We start from the raw sequence: 19419 nt of genomic DNA on the forward strand, positions 1-19419 counted from the left end.
TACGGCACGCAATTCTTTATAAAGGAATAACGATGCCGATTACGAAACTCCTCAGCGGCCTTACCCTGGCCCTGCTTTCCCTGCACGTCTCCGCGGCGACCGAGCCGGCTTGGGTTACCAAGAGCAATGAGAACGCCAAACTGCTGCTGAACCTGCAAGCCAAGTACTCTCCCGAAAGCGCCAGCAGCCTCGGCGTCGATGGCTATGACGAGCAGATCACCGACATGTCGCGCGACCTGTTCGAAGCCACCGCCAGGGATACGCGCGCTGTCGTCGCCGAACTTCAAAATCGATTGAAGGCTGAGAAGGACCCTAAAGTCAGGCAAGACCTGGAAATCCTGATCGGCGCCGCAGAAGACCAGCTGCGCTCGGCCGCAGTGAACCGCAAATACCTGCTCCCATTCACCGACGTGACCCAGCTGATGTTTGGCGTGATGCGGCAGACGCTGGACCCGCGCATCCCGAAAGAACGCCAGAAAACCCTCCTGGTGCGCATGCAAAAATACGCCGGCATCACCAAGGGCTACCGACCGATTACCGAGCTCGCCTATGAGCGCTACCTGGAACGCCAGAAAGCCGACAAGAACCTGCTTGGCCCGTACAAAGGCGAAGTGGAGCAGGCACTGAGTGCTGCGCCAGCCCTGATCAAGGGCATGAAGGAATTGCTCAGCAAGAGCGAATTGAAGGGCTGGGAGCCGGCATTTGCCGCGATCGAATCGCAACTGACTGCATACAACGCCAAGATCAAGGACCAGATCCTGCCGAAGGCACGTGCCGACCATCGTCTGCCGGCGGAAGTCTATGCGGATAATTTGCACCAGTTCGGCGTAGATATCGCTCCCAAAGAACTGATTGCGAAGGCCTTGACGTCGTTTGCGGAAATTCGCAACCAGATGGCGATCACTGCCAGCCTGATCGCCAAGGAGCGCAAGCTGCCGGACGCAGACTACCGCGTCGTCATGCGCGAGTTGAAAAAACAGCAGATCCCGGTGGAACAGGTGATGCCACTATATGGCGAGCGCCTGTCGCAGATCGAATCTGCCGTGCGTGAGCAAGGCATTGTCACCCTGCCGGACCGCAAGGCGGTGATCCGCCTGGCGAGCGAGGCGGAGAACGCACAGCAGCCTGCGCCACACATGAGCCCACCGCGCCTGATCGGCAACACCGGCGAGTACGGTGAGTTCGTGCTGACCACCGGCATGCCGCCTGATGCGAGCGGCAAGAAGCTGGCCTTCGATGACTTCACCCACCAGGCCGGTAGCTGGACCCTGACCGCGCACGAAGCACGTCCAGGCCACGAGCTGCAGTTCGCGAAGATGATCGAAATGGGCGTGTCGACCGCGCGCGGCGTCTTCGCCTTCAATAGCGTGAACGTGGAAGGCTGGGCACTCTATGCCGAAGCGGAAATGCAGCCTTACGAGCCGCTCGATGGCCAGCTATTCGCCCTGCAGCACCGCATGATGCGTGCGGCTCGTGCGTTCCTGGATCCGATGGTCAACCTGGGGGAGATCACGCCAGAAGGCGTGAAATCGTTCCTGGTCGATGAAGTTGGGCTGTCGGAAGGCATGGCAACGCAGGAAATGCAACGCTATACCTTCCGCGCGCCGGGTCAGGCGACTTCGTACTTCTATGGCTACCAGCGCCTGATGGAAACCCGCCAGGCTGCCGAAGTGGTCTTGCGACAGAAGTTCAATCGCAAGGCCTTCAATGACTTCGTGCTGGCCCAGGGGATGTTGCCGCCTGTGCTGCTGCGCAAGGCGGTGATGGAAGACTTCGTCCAATCCCAGCGTTAAACGCCCCAAACGATATCGTGTCCGCCCGTCTGGGCGGCACGCAGCATTTCCAGCAGGGGGAAGGCGCGCTGCGCAAAGCCAACCTTCTGCGATTCCGCATATGCCGCATCGGCATCATCTTCCGGCAGCGCATGGCTGGGCATATGGGCGGCATGTTCGGAATCGACTTCCGGATGCAGCTTGCTGAGCGCAACTTCCTTCTCGAGCAGTTGCAGCGCCTGGGAAGCTTCCGCTGCCGTGATGACGCCCCGGGTGGGGCTCTTTTTCAGCAGGTCCATGATGCGTTCGACATGCTCGTGAGCCATCATGACTTCCGGTGACGAAATGGATTTAAATTTGATCAACATGGCGCGCTTCCCTTAGTTTGTTGATGTGCTAATACGATAGCACGAGTGCAGTCGCGCGCGTCGTGCCTACTTAATACAATTTAAACGAACTCAAGAATGTATCAACCGTATCCGCATCAAAATGTTTCTGGTTCCCCAGAATGACGACCTGATATACGCGTTTATCCTTCGCCAGGAAGCGGCCATGCATGGCCAGCGGGGCGCCATTGGGCGCGGCGCCGCGTGCTTCCACTTCAAATGCACCGTCCCTGGTGCTTTCCCTGGTAATAGTACCGCCGATATTGCGCACCATGGCAAGCTTCATCGCCTGCACGGCCTGCGCGGCCTTGGCTGCGTCCGGTAGCTCGGCAGTGCCGACGGCAAACATGGTGCCTTCGACTTCCGCTGCGGACATGGTCATCTTCACTTCCTGGCCATCGAGGTTGACGGTGCGGGTGTAGGTGGCGGCTTTGCCGGGCAACATGACGGTGTATGGCGCGTCGGTGCTACGGAAATCGCGCCAGTCGAATTTTGGGCTGCAGGCTGCGAGCGTGCCTGCAGCGAGCAGGGCTGCGAGGGCTTTGTCCAGGGTGAGTTTCTTCATAAGCCGAATGTTAGCACCTCGCGCGCCGCTCACACTCCGCCGGGGCCCATGCCCGGACCCATGCCGCCGCCAGGTGGCGGCCCCATGCCTGGTCCGCCTGGTCCGCGCATGCCGCCTGGCTCGTGGTCTGGGCCTCCTTCGCGACGTGGCCCGGGCGAGCTGCCGAAACGGTAGGACAGGCCGACGTAGATGATGCGGCCGTCGAACTCGCGCAGCGAGCGTTCGCGCAGTGCATAGGTGTCGGTGACGGTCGACATCTTGTTGCTGTTGAAGACGTCGGTGGCATTGACCATCAGGGCCAGTTGCGGCGTGATGGCGTGGCGCCAGGTCAGGTTCAGCGTGGTGTTCGGCTCGCGGTAGCCCTGGCCAGTCAGCATCTTGCCTTGCGCCTGCACTGCCGCCTGCAGCATGTCGGTGCTGGTCGCTTGCCAGTTCAGGCGCAGGCGGCCGCTCAGCGAGGAGGCCGTGCGTTTGGTCTGGTCGCCATTCATTTCGAGCACGCTCTGTTCGAAGCGCGCTACGTTGCCGCTCAGGTTCAAGGCAAGCGTTGGCAACAGCTTGCCGGTCAGCGTGAATTCCATTCCGCCCGAGCGGGTACTGCCGGCATTTTCGCGGGTGGTCAGCAGCACCGTGTCGCTGATGAAGTATTTGCGGTCCAGGATGGAATCGGTCTCGTCGCGGTAGTAGCCGCGCAGGTTGGTCTCCAGGCCGAACATGCGGGTCTCGTAACCGAGTTCGAAGGAATCGGTTTGGGCTGGCTTCAGCTTAGGGTTGCCGGAAGAGACGTTCAGTTCATCGCGGTAGACCACGAAAGGATTCAGGTCCTGCGCATTCGGGCGGCGCAGGCGATGCGCGTAGGCGAAGCGCATTTGCGAGTTTTCGCCCATCTTGTAGGTGGCGAAGAAGCTCGGGATCAGGTTGGTGTAGCTGTTGCCGGCGACGACCTGGCTGGTGAGCTGGTCAATCTCCATTTCGGTATGTTCGGCGCGCAGGCCGGCCATCAGTCCCCATTGCTCGTTGAGGCGCATCTGGTAGGAACCATAGGCGGCGTAGATGGTTTCCTTCATATCGAAGGCATTGCTGCGCAAGGCGTTAGGCGAGCCTTCCTGCGTGATCGGGTCGATGTTGGTGTAATCGATGCTTGAATCGTTGCGGTTCTGGACGATCTTGTAGCCAAGCTTGGTCACGCCGCCGAACAGGTTTGCTTCGTAGTCGCCGGTGAAATCGATGATCTCGTTCTTGTTGCGGTTCTTCTGCGCGCTGTCGGACTGGCTGCCGACGGGCGGACGTACCACGTAGGTGTTGCGGTAGGTGTTGTCGGAATCGTTGGTGGCGGTCGACACGCGCAAGTCCATCTTGAAGCTCTCGCCCGGCGCATCGCCTTTGTGGTCCCAGCGCGCATTCCACGAGTAGTTCTTGCTCTCGCCTTCGCGCACGGTGCTGCGCAGGTAGTTGTCGGTGATGGCGCCGTCGGGATCGGCCGACAGATAAGTGTCGGACGCGCGCGCATCATTGGTGCGATGGGAGTACGCGACCTGGGCGCCGAGCGTATCGTTGGCGCCCAGATTGTAGGTGACGCCGCCGTTCAGGCCTGCATTGTCATTCAGCCCGTTTGACTGCGATTGCTGCTCGCTGTGCGACAGCGCACCGGTGCGCGGGTCGATGCGGTCTCGCACCGTTTCGCCAACGGAGTTGCGGCCGTCATGGCGCACGTTGATGCCGCCCTGGAAGCCCCACAAGCCTTCGTTGTAGGTGCCGGACAGCGCACTGTTGTAACGGCCTGCCGTGCCGTAGTTGGCGTTGGCCACGCCAAAGCCGCCGGGCTTGCGGGAGCGTTTCATGACCAGGTTGATGATCGGGCCGCCGCCGCCTTCGTTGCCGAACTGCGCGCCGGGGTTGTTGATCACTTCCACCGATTCCAGGTCTTCGGCCGGAATCGACTGCAGCGCCGGGCCGCGGTTATCGCCCTGCAGCATGGCCGATGGCTTGCCGTCGACGTAGACCTGCACATTGCTGCTGCCGCGCAGGGTCAGCGAGCCGTCCGGGTCGACGTTTACGGAAGGCACGTTGTTCAGCGCATCGGCGGCGGAGCCGTTGCTGCTAGACGCGTCGGATTTCACATCGTAGACCTGGCGGTCGATGCGGTTGGTCGGGCGCTCGGCGGCCACCGTCACGCTGGCGATATTGCCTGCTTCAGGCGGGACTTCCTTTCTTACGGTTGCTGGCGCGGCGTCGGCCTTGGCTGGCTGGGAGGTCTGGGCTTGGGCAGCGGCGCTGCCGCAGCACAAGATGATCAGGAGAGGGCCGGCGCAGTAGCGCGAGTAACGGTATTGGGTAGTCATGGTGGCGGCAATTCTAGCGAAGAAACCGCCGCTAAAACCACGCATTTACGTGGAATTACATTTGAAACTTAGAGTTGCCGAAGGGCGCGGCGCAAGTTGATCGCTTCGGAGACATGCTTGCTGCCGATCTGCTTCTGCCCGTCCAGGTCGGCCACGGTGCGGGCCACACGCAATACGCGGTGATAGGCGCGGGCCGACCAGTGCAGCTTGTGCATGGCCGCTCGCAGCACAGCCTGGCCGCTGGAATCCGGCTTGCAGAAACGGTCGATTTCCCGTGGCGTCAGTTGCTGGTTGGTTTTGCCCTGGCGGGCGATCTGGCGCTCGAAGGCCGCGTGCACCCGGGCGGCGATGGTTTCTGATAGTTCACCCACTGCGTCCGCTTGCAGGATGTCAGGTGGTACGGGGCCGACTTCGATCTGCATGTCGATGCGGTCAAGCAGGGGCCCCGATACGCGGCTTTGGTAGCGCAGGATCTGGTCGGGAGTGCATTGGCATAGACCGGCAGGGTGACCGAGGTAGCCGCAGGGACAGGGATTCATGGCGGCGATTAGCTGAAAGCGGGCGGGGAAGTCGGCGTGCCGCGTGGCGCGGGCGATCGTGACGCGGCCCGACTCGAGTGGTTCGCGCAGGACTTCCAGCACACGGCGATCGAATTCGGGAAGTTCGTCGAGAAAGAGAACGCCGCAGTGCGCGAGCGAGATTTCGCCCGGCCGGGGCACGCTGCCGCCTCCGACCAGGGCCGCGCCGGACGAGGTATGGTGCGGCGCGCGGAAGGGGCGCACTTTCCAGCCTTCGACGGTGAAGCCGCTGATCAGGGATTGCACGGCGGCGGCTTCCAGCGCTTCGTCGTCGGTCATCAAAGGCAGCAGGCCGGCGAAGCGGGTGGCCAGCATGGTCTTGCCGGCACCGGGCGGGCCGACCAGCAACACCGAGTGGCGCCCGGCAGCAGCCACTTCCATTGCGCGCTTGGCGAAGATCTGTCCCTTAACGTCGGCAAAATCCGGAATCGATGGCGGCAGCGGCAAGGGCTGCGCCACGTGGCGGGGGAGGGCAAAGCTGCCATCTGGATCGAGGCCGAAGTGAGCGCATACCTGCAGCAAGGTGGCGGCAGGGTAGATGCGCGCGCCTGCAACCAGCGCGGCTTCGTCGGCATTGGCGAGAGGAAGAATGAAGCCGCGGCCGGAGCCGCCGGCGGAGCGCTGCATGGCATATGTCATCGCCAGGGCGCCGCGAATCGGGCGCAGTTCTCCGGTCAGCGACAATTCGCCGGCAAATTCGAATTGTTCCAGCGAGGAAGAAGGAATCTGGCCGGAGGCGGCGAGGATGCCGATGGCGATCGGCAAATCAAAACGCCCCGATTCCTTAGGCAGGTCGGCCGGGGCCAGGTTGACGGTGATGCGATGCTGGGGCAGTTCGAAACCGGCGTTCGTGATGGCAGCGCGCACCCGGTCGCGCGATTCCTTTACTTCGGTGTCGGCCAGGCCGACGATCGCGAAGGCGGGCAAGCCGTTTGCCAGGTGGACTTCGACGCTGACTTCCGGCGCCTGCATGCCGGCCAAGGCGCGGCTCTTGATGACTGCGATGCTCATGGTGGCCTCCCGGTCTACGACATCGTAGGCCTCGGGCGCCACCGCCCGTTTGAGCTAGCGCAAGGGGATTACTTGTCGGCCAGCTTGGCTTCCAGTTCGGCCAGGCGCGATTCCATCAGGTCCAGCTTGGCGCGGGCCTTGGCCAGCATCTGGGCCTGGATGTCGAATTCCTCGCGGGTCACCAGGTCAAGCTTGGCGAAACCCTGGGTCATCATCGCCTTGACATTCTTTTCAATATCCTTGGCCGGCGAGTTTTCGATGACCTGGTTGACCTTCTGCTGCAGGTCATTGAAGAAGGCGTTCATGTCCATTTTTTTATTCCTGATGTGTGAGATTTCGCACCACAACGGTGCGGCTTTGGCTTTAAATGGTGCGGAAAGCTGTCTTAACTTCAACTCCTGCACGATTTCTAGCTGGCACGCAATCTGCTAATAAGCAAGAAAGCTATGTTTCAGACTGAATTTTAAACCGCAATAAAAGTTCACTCAAAAGGAAATCGCCATGATTCATAAGAGCAAGAAGCTGGGTCTCACCGCTGCAGTCGCACTCGCAATGGCAACGATGGGAACCGGCCTGGCCCAAGCGGCCGATGCCGCACCCGAGGCGAAGCCTGACAATGAGATCAGCTATAACGCGGCCGTCACCAGCGACTACCGCTACCGTGGTATCTCGCAAACCCGCCTGAAACCGGCGCTGCAAGGCGGCGCCGACTGGGTCAACAACCCGACCGGTTTCTATGCAGGCGCCTGGGCATCCACCATCAAGTGGGTCAAGGACGGCGGCGGTGATGCTTCGGTTGAAGTGGACCTGTACGGCGGCAAGCGCGGCGAAATCGCGCCTGGCGTCAGCTACGACGTGGGCTTCCTGGCTTACGTGTATCCATCCAACGACCTGCATCCGAGCGCCAATACCCGCGAGCTGTATGGCCAGGTCGGCTATGGCCCGGCCACCCTCAAGTACTCGCATTCGCTGAGCAACCTGTTCGGCTTCGCCGACAGCAAGCACAGCACCTACATCGACGCTTCCGTCAACCAGGAAGTGTATGAAGGCATCGTCCTGAACCTGCATGTTGGCCGCCAGAAGGTGAAGAACAGCAGCGCCTTCAGCTACACCGACTGGAAAGTCGGTGCCACCAAGGACTTCGGCGTGGCATCCGTTGCGCTGGCCTATATCAAGACCAACAGCGACGCTTATATCGCGCCGACCAATGGCAAAAACCTGGGCAAGGGCGGCGTGGTGCTGACCGTGTCCAAAACCTTCTAAGAGGCACTCGTATGAAAATGATTACCGCCATTATCAAGCCGTTCAAGCTCGACGAGGTGCGTGAAGCCCTGTCGGCGATCAACGTGCAAGGTATTACGGTGACCGAAGTCAAAGGCTTCGGCCGCCAGAAGGGCCACACCGAGCTGTATCGCGGCGCGGAATATGTGGTCGACTTCCTGCCAAAGACCAAGATCGAGGCTGCCGTTGACGACGCGATCGTCGACCAGGCCATCGAGGCAATCGAGAATGCCGCGCGCACCGGCAAGATCGGCGACGGCAAGATTTTCGTCTCGTCGCTGGAGCAAGTAATCCGTATCCGTACCGGCGAAACCGGCAACGAAGCACTGTAAGGGGAACCGTGATGCACAAGACCATTAAGAAATGGCTGGCGGGGGTGACTGTCCTGTTGGCTTTCAGCGCAGCTCTGCCTGTGCTGGCTCAAGATGCCAAGCCGGCCGAAGCGCCGGCTGCCGCTGCAACCGCTGCAGCACCTGCGGCCGCACCTGGCGTTGCGTCGGCTGATGCTGCCGCTGCCCAGGCAGCCGCTGCTGCGGCCCCAGCCGCCCCGGCTGCTGCGCCAGCCGCGCCGGTAGCGCAAAAGGGCGACACCGCCTGGATGTTCGTGGCGACGCTGCTGGTGATCATGATGACGATCCCCGGCCTGGCCCTGTTCTATGGCGGCCTGGTGCGCTCGAAGAACATGCTGTCGGTGCTGCTGCAGGTATTCTTTGTGTTCGCGCTGATCATCGTGCTGTGGTGCCTGTATGGCTACTCGATTGCTTTCACCGAAGGTAATGCCTTCTTCGGTGGCTTCAGCCGCTCGCTGCTGGCCGGCATTTACGACCCAGCCAAAGGTGCGTTCTCGGTGGCGGCGACCTTCAGCAAAGGCGTTGTGATCCCTGAGTTCATCTACGTCGCCTTCCAGGGCACGTTTGCCGCCATTACCTGCGGCCTGATCGTCGGCGCGTTTGCCGAGCGCGTGCGCTTCTCCGCCGTGCTGGCCTTCATGGTGCTGTGGTTCACTTTCAGCTACCTGCCGATCGCCCACATGGTCTGGTTCTGGACCGGTCCTGACGCGATCACCAACGCCGAGACCCTGGCGACCGAAACTGCGAAGGCTGGCTGGATCTTCCAGAAGGGCGCGCTGGACTTCGCCGGCGGCACTGTGGTGCACATCAACGCCGCTGTTGCAGGCCTGGTGGGCGCAATCATGATCGGCAAGCGCGTTGGCTACGGCCGCGACTCCATGGCTCCGCACTCGCTGACCATGACCATGATCGGCGCTTCGCTGCTGTGGGTGGGCTGGTTCGGCTTCAATGCCGGTTCGGCACTCGAAGCAGGCGACATCGCTGCCCTGGCGTTTATCAACACCCTGCTGGCAACCGCCTGCGCAACCGTATCGTGGGTGTTCGGCGAGTGGATCTTTAAGGGCAAGCCTTCCATGCTGGGCGGCGCGTCGGGCGCAGTGGCCGGCCTGGTGGCGATTACCCCGGCTTGCGGCTTCGTTGGTCCGATGGGTGCACTGGCGATCGGCCTGCTGGCTGGCATCATCTGCCTGTGGGGCGTGAATGGCCTGAAGCGCCTGATCGGTGCGGACGACTCGCTGGACGTGTTCGGCGTGCACGGCGTGGGCGGTATCCTGGGTGCGATCCTGACCGGCGTGTTCGCCGCACCATCTTTGGGCGGCCAGGGTGTATTTGACTACGTTGCCAACAAGGCAAGTGCTGATTACTCGATCAGCGGCCAGGTGATTACCCAGGCGACTGCCGTTGGCGTGACCATCATCTGGTCGGCTGTTGTGGCCTTTGTGGCTTACAAGCTGGTCGATATCGTGATCGGCCTGCGTGTGCCGGAAGAGGAGGAGCGCGAAGGTCTGGATATCACCAGCCACGGCGAATCGGCGTACCACGCTTGAAGTCCGGGTCAGGCACCCAACAAAACATGGCTGCGCCATGTCTTGTCAGGTGCCTGACCCATCGCACGCCCCCTTTCGGGGGCTTTTTTTTTGTTCCAAAGTATCTTTTAATTGGCGGTTTTGCCCCAAAATGGAGAGTCTGCAAATACCAACCCGCAAGGAAGTCACATGGTTCCCCATCTCGTCACGGCCCTGACCGGGCCGTTACTGGATCTTGAAGAAAAGATCATTGCCGCGACCCCAGCCATTGAACGGTGGTTCCGCCTCGAGTGGCAGGAGCATACCCCGCCGTTCTATGCCTCGGTCGACCTGCGCAATGCCGGCTACAAGCTGGCCCCGGTGGATACCAACCTGTTCCCAGGCGGCTTCCATTACCTGGCCAACGAAATGCTCCCCCTTTCGGTGCAGGCGGCCATGGCGGCGATCGACAAATACTGCCCGGATGCCCGCAACCTGTTGCTGATCCCGGAAATCAAGCCGCGCCACCCGACCTATTTCCAGGGCGTGGCGCGCCTGATGCAGATTTTCCGCCAGACCGGGCTGAATGTCCGTTTTGGCTCGCTGGACCCCTCCGTCACCCAGCCGACGCCGCTGGCGCTGCCTGACGGCAATATGCTGGTGGTGGAACCGCTGGTGCGCTCGCCGAACGGCCGCCGCCTGGGGCTGAAGGATTTCGATCCTTGCACCATCTTGCTGAACAACGACCTGTCGGCCGGTATTCCGGACATCCTGACCAACCTGCACGAGCAAAGCCTCTTGCCGCCTTTGCATGCCGGCTGGGCCGTGCGCCGCAAGTCCAATCACTTCAATGCCTACGATGAGGTGGCGAAGAAGTTCGGCAAGCTGATTGGCGTCGATCCGTGGATGGTCAACCCTTTCCACGCGAAGTGCGGGGCGGTGGACCTGGCGACCGGGGAGGGGCAGGAGTGCCTGGCGTCTTCGGTGGATGCGGTACTGGCCAAGATCCGTAAGAAGTACAAGGAATATGGCATTAAGGAAAGGCCGTTCGTCATCATCAAGCCGGATGCTGGTACTTATGGCAAGGGCATCATCACCATTCGTGACGCGGCTGAGCTCAAAGAGCTATCGGAAGAGCAGCGCGCGCGCATGACCGTGATCAAGGATGGCAAGGCGGTGACCGACCTGAATATCCAGGAGGGGGTGCCGACCTTCGAGAGCATCAAGGAGGCGTTTGCAGAGCCGGTTGTCTATATGATTGACCGCTATGTGGTGGGAGGCTTCTACCGCGTGCACGGCGAGAAGGGGCCGGACCAGAACCTGAATGCGCCGGGATCGCAGTTCGTGCCGCTGGCGTTCGCGCAGCAGCATGCGGTGCCGGACGTGAAGGCCAAGCCGGGGACTGCGGCGCCGAATCGCTTCTATGTGTATGGGGTAGTGGCGCGGCTGGCGCTGCTGGCGGCTTCTCTTGAGATGGAGCGTACGGATCCGGATCCGGAGGTTTACTAAAACCGGTAAACCGGTGTCAGACCCGCAGGGTCTGACACCTAAGACGCAGCCGCTGCTGGCAACGTGTCTGACCCTGTGGGTCAGACACGGTTTTACCGGTTTTAAGCTAGAATCAGTTGTTACATTTTTGGACTAATCCATGAAAATCGCCTTCCTCGCCGACCCGCTGTCCAGCTTCAAGATCTACAAGGACTCCACCTTCGCCATGATGGCCGAGGCGGCGCGCCGGGGACATGAGGTGTATGCCTTCCAGCAGCGCCACATGGCGCTCAAGGAGGGCAAGGTTACGGCCCATGTCTCGCGCATCGAGCTGACCGGCGACCAGCACGACTGGTACAAGGCGGCGCCTTCGGAAGACACCAGCCTGGCCGCCTTCGACGCGGTGATCCAGCGCAAGGACCCGCCGTTCGACATGGAGTACGTCTACGGCACCTACCTGCTGCAGTTGGCGGAACAACAGGGCGCAAAGGTCTTCAACAAGCCGTCCGCCATCCGCGACCACAATGAGAAGCTGTCGATCGCGCAGTTCTCGCAGTTCACCGCGCCAACCCTGGTGACCAGCGACGAAACCCGACTGCGCGACTTCCAGGCCGAACACGGCGACGTGATCCTGAAACCGCTGGATGGCATGGGCGGCGCCGGCATCTTCCGCATCAAGGCTGACGGCCTGAACCTGGGCTCCATCATCGAGACCCTGACCCAGCATGGCGCGCGCACCATCATGGCGCAGCGCTACATCCCCGACATCGTCAAGGGCGACAAGCGCATCCTGCTGATCGACGGCAAACCGGTGCCTTACTGCCTGGCGCGCATCCCGCAGGCGGGCGAAGTGCGCGGCAACCTGGCTGCCGGCGGTACCGGCGTGGCCCAGCCGCTGTCGCAGCGCGACCGCGAAATCGCCGAGGCCCTGGGCCCGGAATTGGCTTCGCGCGGCCTCTTGCTGGTAGGATTAGACGTGATCGGCGATTACCTCACCGAGGTGAACGTCACCAGCCCGACCTGCTTCCAGGAGATCACCCAGCAGACCGGCTTCCAGGTAGCGTCCATGTTCATCGATGCGGTGGAAGCCCGGGCAGGCAAGCAAGGATAAACATGGTAGGGATTTTATTGATGACACACGCGCCGCTGGGCCAGGCTTTCCTGGCCGCCGCAGCGCATGTGTTCCGGGCCCCGGTTGAAAAACTGGAGGCGATCGACGTGGTGGCGGACCAGGACCTGAACGAAGTGCAGCAGCTGGCGCGCGAAGCCATCAAGCGTCTCGACACGGGCGCCGGTGTGCTAGTGATGACCGATATCAAGGGCGGCACGCCCGCCAATTGCTGTAACAAGCTGGCCGATGCGGGCCAGGTCGAGGTGGTTGCGGGCATCAGCCTTCCCATGCTGCTGCGCGCCATCACCTACCGTACCGATACGCTGGACGTAGTAGTGGAAATGGCCCTGGCCGGTGCGCAGAATGGCGCGGTCAAGGTCGATAACCGTATCCGAGTCAATTAAACAAACAAAACATGATTCAGCAAGAACTTGAAATTATCAACAAGCTCGGATTGCATGCACGTGCTTCTGCAAAATTCACCCAACTGGCAGCCAAATTCCAGAGCGATGTCTGGCTGTCGCGTAACGGCCGCCGCATCAACGCCAAGTCCATCATGGGCGTGATGATGCTGGCTGCCGGCAAGGGCGCCAAAGTCCTGCTGGAAGCAGACGGCGCCGATGAACAGGATTGCATCAACGCCCTGGCCGCACTGGTCAACGACAAGTTCGGCGAAGGCGAGTAAATGCGGGACGGCAGCCCGATGGCATCGTTCTCCCTTCACGGAATTCCGGTTTCGCGAGGCATCGCGATCGGCCGCGCGCACATCCTTGCGCCGGCGGCGCTCGATGTAAAGCACTATCTGATCTCCGAGGAGAACGTGGAAGCGGAAGTGAAGCGCCTGCAGCAGGCGCTGGCTGCCGTGCACCGCGAGCTGCAGACGTTGTGGAACGAGCTGCCGAAGGATGCCCCGACCGAGCTGGGTGCCTTCATCGACGTGCATGCGCTGATCCTGTCGGACCCGATGATCTCCGAGGCGCCGCTGGATATCATCCGCAGCCGCCACTACAACGCCGAATGGGCGCTGTTGACCCAGATCGACGAGCTGTCGGCCCAATTCGACGAAATCGAAGACCCTTACCTGCGGGAACGCAAGGCCGATATCCAGCAAGTGGCCGAGCGGGTGCTGAAAGTGTTGATGGGCAGCGAACCGCTGCTGCCAATGCAGGCCGAGCTCGAAGGCGATGAATTCCTGGCCAAGATGATCGTGGTGGCCCACGATATCTCGCCGGCCGACATGCTCAAGTTCCGCGACCGTTCCTTCATCGGCTTTGTGACCGATGTCGGCGGCCAGAATTCGCACACCGCCATCGTGGCCCGGTCGCTAGACATTCCGGCGGCGGTCGGCATGTCGCAGGCATCGACCCTGATCCAGCAGGACGACTGGGTGATCATCGACGGCGATGCCGGCGTGGTGATCGTCACCCCGAGCGCGCAAGTGCTGGAACAGTACCGCGAGCGCCAACTGGCCGCGATGCGCGCCCGCAAGAAGCTGGGCAAGCTGAAAAAGACCCCGGCCGTTACCAGGGACGGCACGCAGATCGCGCTGATGGCGAACATCGAGTTGCCGGAAGACTGCGAGCACGCGATGGAGTCGGGCGCCAACGGCGTTGGCCTGTTCCGTTCCGAATTCCTGTTCATGGGCCGCGATGGCGACATGCCATCCGAGAACGAACAATACGAGCAGTACACCAAGGCAGTGCTGGCCATGAAGGGGCGTCCGGTGACCATCCGCACGCTCGATATCGGCGCCGACAAGCCGCTGGACCAGATGGAGCACACCGCGCTCAATCCGGCATTGGGCTTGCGCGCCATCCGCTACTGCCTGGCCGAGCCGCAAATTTTCCTGACCCAGTTGCGCGCCATCCTGCGCGCCTCGGTGCATGGCAAGGTGCGCATCCTGATCCCGATGATGGCGCATGCCTTCGAGATCGACCAGTCGCTGGCCATGATCAAACGCGCCAAGGCGCAGCTGGACGAGGCGGGGGAGAAGTACGATCCTGAAGTGCGGGTCGGCGCCATGATCGAAATCCCGGCGGCCGCGCTGGCGCTGCCGATGTTCGTCAAGAAGATGGACTTCCTGTCCATCGGCACCAATGACCTGATCCAGTACACGCTGGCGATCGACCGCGTCGATTATGAAGTGGCGCACCTGTACGACCCGCTGCATCCAGCCATCCTGCAGCTGATTGCGATGACGATCGCTGCCGGCAGCAAGGCCGGCATCGAAGTGGCCGTATGCGGCGAGATGGCGGGCGACAGCAAGATGACCCGCCTGCTGCTGGGCATGGGCTTGCGCGAGTTCTCGATGCACCCGTCGCAGCTCCTGGCGGTCAAGCAGGAAATCCTGAACAGCGACCTGGAACAGATTGCGCCGCAAATGCGCAAGATCATGCGCAGCATGGACCCCGAAACGATTGCCGACGCAGTCAACGCCCTGCAAGCCCTGTAACACCAACTTTTTTACAACCGGATTCACATGCCTTCGATTGGAATCGTCTCGCCGCAGACCATGCACTTTGCGGAACCCCTTCAGCTACAGAGCGGAGCGTCCCTGCGCGACTACATGCTGATGTACGAGACCTATGGCACGCTGAATGCGGACAAGTCCAATGCGGTATTGGTGTGCCACGCGCTGAATGCTTCGCACCACGTGGCCGGCTACTACGCGGATAACCCGAAGAACGTCGGCTGGTGGGACAATATGGTCGGTCCGGGCAAGCCCCTCGATACCGACAAATTCTTCGTCATCGGCGTCAACAACCTCGGTTCCTGCTTCGGCTCGACCGGACCGATGCACGTCAATCCTGAAACCGGCAAGCCATACGGCGCCGCCTTCCCGGTGGTGACGGTGGAAGACTGGGTCGCCGCGCAGGCGCGCCTGGCCGACCAGCTGGGCATCCAGCAGTTCGCCGCCGTGATGGGCGGTTCCCTTGGCGGCATGCAGGCCCTGGCCTGGTCCATCATGTACCCTGAGCGCCTGCGCCACTGCCTGGTGATCGCTTCCACGCCAAAGCTGTCGGCGCAAAACATTGCCTTCAACGACGTGGCGCGCCAGGCCATCCTGTCCGATCCGGATTACCACGGCGGCGATTTCTACGAACACAGCGTAGTACCCAAGAACGGCTTGAAAGTGGCGCGCATGATCGGCCACATCACCTATCTGTCGGACGACGACATGGCCGAGAAATTCGGCCGCAAGCTGCGCGACATCGCGGCCAGCGGCGGCGACTACAAGTTCGGCTTCGGCATCGACTTCGAGATCGAATCCTACTTGCGCTACCAGGGCGACAAGTTCGCCGAGTACTTCGATGCCAATACCTACCTGCTGATCACCAAGGCGCTCGACTACTTCGACCCGGCGCGCAAGTTCGACGGCGACCTGACCAGGACATTGGCGGGCACCAGAGCCAAGTTTTTCCTCGCCTCCTTCACCACGGACTGGCGTTTCTCGCCGGAGCGCAGCCGCGAGATCGTGCAGGCCTTGCTCGCCAACCGCCGCGAGGTGACCTACGCCGAAATCGATGCGCCGCACGGCCACGACGCCTTCCTGCTCGAAGATTCGCGCTACATGAACATGGTGCGCGCCTACTACGAGCAAGTGTGGAAAGAAACGAACAAGGAACAAGCAGCATGACTTTCGATGACCTGAGCAGCGCCCGTCCAGACCTGGCCTTCATTGCGCACTGGGTGCGCGAAGGCGCCCACGTGCTCGACGTGGGCTGCGGCGACGGCGTGATGATGGATTACCTGCAGACCGACAAGCGCTGCACCGGCTACGGCCTGGAGCTGGCGGACGACCAGGTGCTGGCGTCGACCCAGCGCGGCGTGCGCGTGATCCAGCAGGACTTCGAAAACGGCCTGGGCATCTTCGGCGACAACTCCTTCGATACGGTGTTGTGCCTGTCCTCGCTGCAGATGATGAAGCACGTGGAAGACCTGCTGCGCGACATCGTGCGCGTGGGCCGCGAAGCCATCGTGTCCTTCCCTAATTTCGCTTACTGGCCGCACCGCGTGGCGCTGCTGAAAGGCCGCATGCCGGTCTCCAAGTCGCTGCCCTACCAGTGGCACGACACGCCGAACGTGCGCTGCGCTACCATCTACGACTTCCAGGAGCTGGCGGAAGAAGTGGGGCTGGAAGTGATCGAATGCGTGGCGCTGGCCGAGGGCAAAACCGTCTCGGTACTGCCTAACTTGCGCGGCGACCTCGCCGTGTTCCGTCTCCGGAAAAAGCAATCCAGTTAAGCTGTGTTATCTTAAAGCCATGAAGAAGTTCAAGTTCACTCTTATCGCGCTGGCGCTGGCCGCCAGCGCCGCCTCGTCCGCGCAGGCGCCTGCGCCGATGAATCCCAAAGCTGACGGCATCCCCGTCACCAAGCTTTCGCGCCTGCGCGTCTTCGCTGATGAGCAGGAAATGGACCAGCAGTCCAAGCTGCAGTACTCCCAACTGCTGAATGAAGCCAAGCAGAAGGAAGCGCTGGTACCGGAATCCGACCCGCAGGTGAAGCGCCTGCGCGCTATTGCCGCGCGCATCGTGCCCAATGCCCAGCGCTGGAATCCATCCGCCGCCAACTGGCAATGGGAAGTCAACCTGCTCAACTCCGACCAGGTCAACGCTTTCTGCATGCCGGGCGGCCGCATCGCCTTCTTCACCGGCATCCTCACTAAACTGAACCTGACCGATGACGAAGTGGCGATGGTGATGGGCCACGAAATTGCCCACGCCCTGCGCGAGCACGCCCGCAAGCGTGCCGTGCAATCGACCGCCGTGTCGCTGGCCAGCAAGCTGGGTGGTGCGGTGCTGTCGTCCTACCTCGGCATCGACCCGCGCATCACCGACGCCGGCGCCAATGTGGCCGGCCAGCTGACCGTGATGAAGTTCTCGCGCGGGGATGAAACGGAGTCCGACCTGGTAGGCATCGACCTGGCCGCCCGCGCCGGCTTCGACCCGCGCGCAGGCATCGCGCTGTGGCAGAAAATGGGCGCCGTCAATGCGCAGCAGCCGATGGAATTCCTGTCTACCCACCCAAGCGGCAATTCGCGCATCCAGGACATGCAGAAGCAGATGCCCCTCGTGTTGCCGGTGTATGCCCGCGTGCGCGGCCTGGACGTGAACAAGCTGCCGCCTTACCAGACTTCCCCGCTGCCGAAGTCCTGAGATGTCCCGCCCGAAGCAAGCCTCGGGCGCGCCGCCATTGCCGATGCGCGATGGCGTCACGCCCAGCTACCTGTGGCTGCCGGAGGGGGACTGGCCGGACATGATCACCTTCATGTCCGCCAACTATCCCGCCGTGACCGATGCCCAGTGGCGTGAGCGCATGGCGCGCGGCGACGTGGTGGATGGCAAGGGCGTGCCTGTGCAGCCGTCATCGCGCTATGTGCGCGGAGCGCGTATCTGGTACTACCGCGAGCTGGATTACGAATTCCCGATTCCGTTTGAAGAGGAAGTGCTGCACCAGGACGAGCATATCGTGGTGGTCGACAAGCCGCACTTCCTGCCGACGATTCCGTCCGGCCGCTTCGTGAAAGAGACTTTGCTGGTGCGCGTGCGCCGCAAGCTGGGCATCGAAGACCTGGTGCCGATCCATCGGCTCGACCGCGAAACGGCGGGGCTGGTGATCTTCTCCTGCAATGCGCGCAGCCGCGGCGATTACCAGTCGCTGTTCCAGAAGCGCTTGGTGCAAAAGGAATATGAAGCGCTGGCAGGGCCGTTGGCGGGCCGCGAATTCCCTTTCGTTTACCGCAGCCGCATGGTGGAGGGCGACAAGTTCTTCACCATGAAGGAAGAAGCGGGCGAGCCGAATTCGGAAACCATGATCGACGTAATCGAACAGCGCGGCGAGCATGTGCTGTACCGCCTCTGGCCGCACACCGGCCGCCAGCACCAGTTGCGTGTGCACCTGTCTTCGCTGGGGATCCCGATCGTGAACGACGTCTTCTATCCCGTCGCACTGCCGTGCAAGCAGGACGACGTGTCTTCGCCACTGAAGCTGCTGGCCAAGGCGATCGGTTTCCCCGATCCCCTGACAGGCGACTGGCGTTACTTCGAGAGCAAACGCACTCTTTGAGCCAGCTCCTTGCCTTCCTGCGACAGGAAGGGCGCCAGCTTCGCGTAGCTGATCTCAATGGTCTCGTTACAGTCGCGATGGAAATGCGGGTAATCGAGGTCGAAACTCAGGCCTGTTGCGCTTGGGCTCGATGGAATGATGGACGGCTCCAGCCTGTCGCAGACGTTGGCTTTCTTCATGATCAGCTTGCGCAGTGGTTCTTCAATCTCGCCGCTTTCGGCCAGCCAACTTGAAGGTTCGACCGTCTCGCCAGTGGCCAGGTCGAAGATCAGCGTGGAGTGGGACGAAGTGGTATGCGGGCCGCCGCAATAGACGTCGGGCGCATCGACGTTCACGAGCAGGTAGTTGGCCAGCACTTTGCCGGCAGTCAGGTTGTCCTGCCAGCCGCCGCCACCATTGCGTTCGCAGAAATTGGCCTGGGTGATGCGCTCTTCCTCCCAGTGTGCGACGTAGTCGTTAATCTTGCGCAGCGGCTCACTGCTGCCGACCAGATTAAAGCTCTCGCCAAGCGGGGAGTGGGAGATGCGCAGTGCCAATTTGCCGATTTGCCCATTGCTGTAGCGCGGTTTGTTGGCAGCAGCGATCGGTGCGTAGAAATCCGGACCGCAATCGCCGCCTGCCAGTGCGGAAAGGCGCGACAACTGTATCGGCATGCCTTTGTCATTGCCTGCGCCTATCCATTCGCCGGTCAATTGCGTGGCCGTGACGCTGGTAATTTTCCATTTGCCAGTGGCCTTGCCCTGTACCTCTTCATTCCAGGAATCGGCCTCTCCTTCCGCCTTTTCAAGCGGAATGCCGTGCAGGTGCTTCAGGTAGAAGTAATGCGAATCAGAATCGGTAAAGCAGGCATTGATTCCACTGTTGCCGATTTTCCCGGTCCATGCGCCATGGATCGGCAGGGCATCGCCAGCGTGTGCCGCGCTGGCCGCCAGCAGTGCGAGAGCTGCAATTTGTTTCATGCA

Annotated in this window: 19 protein-coding genes; 13 read left to right on the forward strand and 6 right to left on the reverse strand. The window is 61.6% G+C overall.

What is annotated here, in order from left to right; genetic code table 11:
- Positions 1–32: 32 nt before the first annotated feature.
- The gene (locus ACN9MU_RS06235) at positions 33–1793 is read left to right on the forward strand and encodes a DUF885 domain-containing protein (RefSeq protein ID WP_426168494.1); all 1761 of its coding nucleotides are present in this window, start codon (positions 33–35) and stop codon (positions 1791–1793) included.
- On the opposite strand, the gene ACN9MU_RS06240 is transcribed toward ACN9MU_RS06235, so the two are convergent.
- The 5 genes from ACN9MU_RS06240 to ACN9MU_RS06260 all read right to left on the reverse strand — a co-directional run bounded on the left by ACN9MU_RS06240 (position 1790) and on the right by ACN9MU_RS06260 (position 6965).
- Complete coding sequence (locus ACN9MU_RS06240) at positions 1790–2140, reverse strand: DUF1840 domain-containing protein (RefSeq protein WP_426168497.1); 351 nt, start codon at positions 2138–2140, stop codon at positions 1790–1792. The two genes, ACN9MU_RS06235 and ACN9MU_RS06240, sit on opposite strands and share 4 nt — an antisense overlap.
- 70 nt (positions 2141–2210) lie before the next feature.
- A complete protein-coding gene (locus tag ACN9MU_RS06245) occupies positions 2211–2723 on the reverse strand; it encodes a hypothetical protein (protein WP_426336974.1) in 513 nt (170 codons plus the stop codon).
- 29 nt (positions 2724–2752) lie between these two features.
- Positions 2753–5065: a TonB-dependent receptor domain-containing protein gene (locus ACN9MU_RS06250; RefSeq protein WP_426321157.1), complete on the reverse strand. Its 2313-nt coding sequence runs from the start codon at positions 5063–5065 to the stop codon at positions 2753–2755.
- Positions 5066–5133: 68 nt separating this feature from the next.
- On the reverse strand, positions 5134–6654 hold the full coding sequence (locus ACN9MU_RS06255; protein ID WP_426321159.1) for a YifB family Mg chelatase-like AAA ATPase: 1521 nt from the start codon (positions 6652–6654) through the stop codon (positions 5134–5136).
- Positions 6655–6722: 68 nt separating this feature from the next.
- Positions 6723–6965 (reverse strand): accessory factor UbiK family protein, encoded by a 243-nt coding sequence (locus tag ACN9MU_RS06260; protein ID WP_057261060.1) that lies wholly within the window; start codon positions 6963–6965, stop codon positions 6723–6725.
- A gap of 190 nt (positions 6966–7155) precedes the next feature.
- Between ACN9MU_RS06260 and ACN9MU_RS06265 the strand changes: the two genes are divergently transcribed.
- The 12 genes from ACN9MU_RS06265 to ACN9MU_RS06320 all read left to right on the forward strand — a co-directional run bounded on the left by ACN9MU_RS06265 (position 7156) and on the right by ACN9MU_RS06320 (position 18457).
- Complete coding sequence (locus tag ACN9MU_RS06265) at positions 7156–7917, forward strand: TorF family putative porin (RefSeq protein ID WP_426168585.1); 762 nt, start codon at positions 7156–7158, stop codon at positions 7915–7917.
- Between the two features lie 11 nt (positions 7918–7928).
- Complete coding sequence (locus tag ACN9MU_RS06270) at positions 7929–8267, forward strand: P-II family nitrogen regulator (protein WP_028102386.1); 339 nt, start codon at positions 7929–7931, stop codon at positions 8265–8267.
- 11 nt (positions 8268–8278) lie between these two features.
- Positions 8279–9832, forward strand: coding sequence for an ammonium transporter (locus tag ACN9MU_RS06275; RefSeq protein WP_426168588.1), 1554 nt, complete (start codon positions 8279–8281; stop codon positions 9830–9832).
- Positions 9833–10000: 168 nt separating this feature from the next.
- Entirely contained in the window at positions 10001–11299 is a 1299-nt protein-coding gene (gene gshA / locus ACN9MU_RS06280) for a glutamate--cysteine ligase (RefSeq protein WP_426321162.1), read from the forward strand.
- A 139-nt stretch (positions 11300–11438) separates the two neighbouring features.
- Complete coding sequence (gshB, locus tag ACN9MU_RS06285; RefSeq protein WP_426337005.1) at positions 11439–12389, forward strand: glutathione synthase; 951 nt, start codon at positions 11439–11441, stop codon at positions 12387–12389.
- A 2-nt stretch (positions 12390–12391) separates the two neighbouring features.
- Positions 12392–12793, forward strand: coding sequence for a PTS sugar transporter subunit IIA (locus tag ACN9MU_RS06290; RefSeq protein ID WP_426168596.1), 402 nt, complete (start codon positions 12392–12394; stop codon positions 12791–12793).
- 11 nt (positions 12794–12804) lie between these two features.
- Entirely contained in the window at positions 12805–13074 is a 270-nt protein-coding gene (locus ACN9MU_RS06295; RefSeq protein ID WP_055928627.1) for an HPr family phosphocarrier protein, read from the forward strand.
- Positions 13075–13092: 18 nt separating this feature from the next.
- On the forward strand, positions 13093–14841 hold the full coding sequence (gene ptsP / locus ACN9MU_RS06300) for a phosphoenolpyruvate--protein phosphotransferase (RefSeq protein WP_426323695.1): 1749 nt from the start codon (positions 13093–13095) through the stop codon (positions 14839–14841).
- A gap of 27 nt (positions 14842–14868) precedes the next feature.
- On the forward strand, positions 14869–16026 hold the full coding sequence (gene metX / locus ACN9MU_RS06305) for a homoserine O-succinyltransferase MetX (RefSeq protein ID WP_426321167.1): 1158 nt from the start codon (positions 14869–14871) through the stop codon (positions 16024–16026).
- Complete coding sequence (gene metW, locus ACN9MU_RS06310; protein WP_426168599.1) at positions 16023–16634, forward strand: methionine biosynthesis protein MetW; 612 nt, start codon at positions 16023–16025, stop codon at positions 16632–16634. The genes metX and metW overlap by 4 nt, the downstream gene beginning before the upstream one ends.
- A gap of 19 nt (positions 16635–16653) precedes the next feature.
- On the forward strand, positions 16654–17547 hold the full coding sequence (locus ACN9MU_RS06315) for a M48 family metallopeptidase (RefSeq protein WP_426168601.1): 894 nt from the start codon (positions 16654–16656) through the stop codon (positions 17545–17547).
- Between the two features lies 1 nt (position 17548).
- The gene (locus ACN9MU_RS06320; protein WP_426344308.1) at positions 17549–18457 is read left to right on the forward strand and encodes a pseudouridine synthase; all 909 of its coding nucleotides are present in this window, start codon (positions 17549–17551) and stop codon (positions 18455–18457) included.
- On the opposite strand, the gene ACN9MU_RS06325 is transcribed toward ACN9MU_RS06320, so the two are convergent.
- A complete protein-coding gene (locus ACN9MU_RS06325; protein WP_426344309.1) occupies positions 18430–19416 on the reverse strand; it encodes a hypothetical protein in 987 nt (328 codons plus the stop codon). The genes ACN9MU_RS06320 and ACN9MU_RS06325 overlap by 28 nt on opposite strands.
- Positions 19417–19419: the final 3 nt, after the last annotated feature.

Source organism: Pseudoduganella sp. R-32 (genome assembly GCF_049913245.1).
Taxonomy (GTDB): domain Bacteria; phylum Pseudomonadota; class Gammaproteobacteria; order Burkholderiales; family Burkholderiaceae_D; genus Rugamonas.

Coding starts and splice junctions, on each gene's coding strand:
- ACN9MU_RS06270 (WP_028102386.1), top strand. CDS start 7,929: ATGAAAATGATTACCGCCATTATCAAGCCGTTCAAGCTCGACGAGGTG.
- ACN9MU_RS06290 (WP_426168596.1), top strand. CDS start 12,392: ATGGTAGGGATTTTATTGATGACACACGCGCCGCTGGGCCAGGCTTTC.
- gshA (WP_426321162.1), top strand. CDS start 10,001: ATGGTTCCCCATCTCGTCACGGCCCTGACCGGGCCGTTACTGGATCTT.
- ACN9MU_RS06235 (WP_426168494.1), top strand. CDS start 33: ATGCCGATTACGAAACTCCTCAGCGGCCTTACCCTGGCCCTGCTTTCC.
- metW (WP_426168599.1), top strand. CDS start 16,023: ATGACTTTCGATGACCTGAGCAGCGCCCGTCCAGACCTGGCCTTCATT.
- ACN9MU_RS06320 (WP_426344308.1), top strand. CDS start 17,549: ATGTCCCGCCCGAAGCAAGCCTCGGGCGCGCCGCCATTGCCGATGCGC.
- ACN9MU_RS06240 (WP_426168497.1), bottom strand. CDS start 2,140: ATGTTGATCAAATTTAAATCCATTTCGTCACCGGAAGTCATGATGGCT.
- ACN9MU_RS06315 (WP_426168601.1), top strand. CDS start 16,654: ATGAAGAAGTTCAAGTTCACTCTTATCGCGCTGGCGCTGGCCGCCAGC.
- ACN9MU_RS06260 (WP_057261060.1), bottom strand. CDS start 6,965: ATGGACATGAACGCCTTCTTCAATGACCTGCAGCAGAAGGTCAACCAG.
- gshB (WP_426337005.1), top strand. CDS start 11,439: ATGAAAATCGCCTTCCTCGCCGACCCGCTGTCCAGCTTCAAGATCTAC.
- metX (WP_426321167.1), top strand. CDS start 14,869: ATGCCTTCGATTGGAATCGTCTCGCCGCAGACCATGCACTTTGCGGAA.
- ACN9MU_RS06245 (WP_426336974.1), bottom strand. CDS start 2,723: ATGAAGAAACTCACCCTGGACAAAGCCCTCGCAGCCCTGCTCGCTGCA.
- ACN9MU_RS06265 (WP_426168585.1), top strand. CDS start 7,156: ATGATTCATAAGAGCAAGAAGCTGGGTCTCACCGCTGCAGTCGCACTC.
- ACN9MU_RS06275 (WP_426168588.1), top strand. CDS start 8,279: ATGCACAAGACCATTAAGAAATGGCTGGCGGGGGTGACTGTCCTGTTG.
- ptsP (WP_426323695.1), top strand. CDS start 13,093: ATGGCATCGTTCTCCCTTCACGGAATTCCGGTTTCGCGAGGCATCGCG.
- ACN9MU_RS06255 (WP_426321159.1), bottom strand. CDS start 6,654: ATGAGCATCGCAGTCATCAAGAGCCGCGCCTTGGCCGGCATGCAGGCG.
- ACN9MU_RS06295 (WP_055928627.1), top strand. CDS start 12,805: ATGATTCAGCAAGAACTTGAAATTATCAACAAGCTCGGATTGCATGCA.
- ACN9MU_RS06250 (WP_426321157.1), bottom strand. CDS start 5,065: ATGACTACCCAATACCGTTACTCGCGCTACTGCGCCGGCCCTCTCCTG.
- ACN9MU_RS06325 (WP_426344309.1), bottom strand. CDS start 19,416: ATGAAACAAATTGCAGCTCTCGCACTGCTGGCGGCCAGCGCGGCACAC.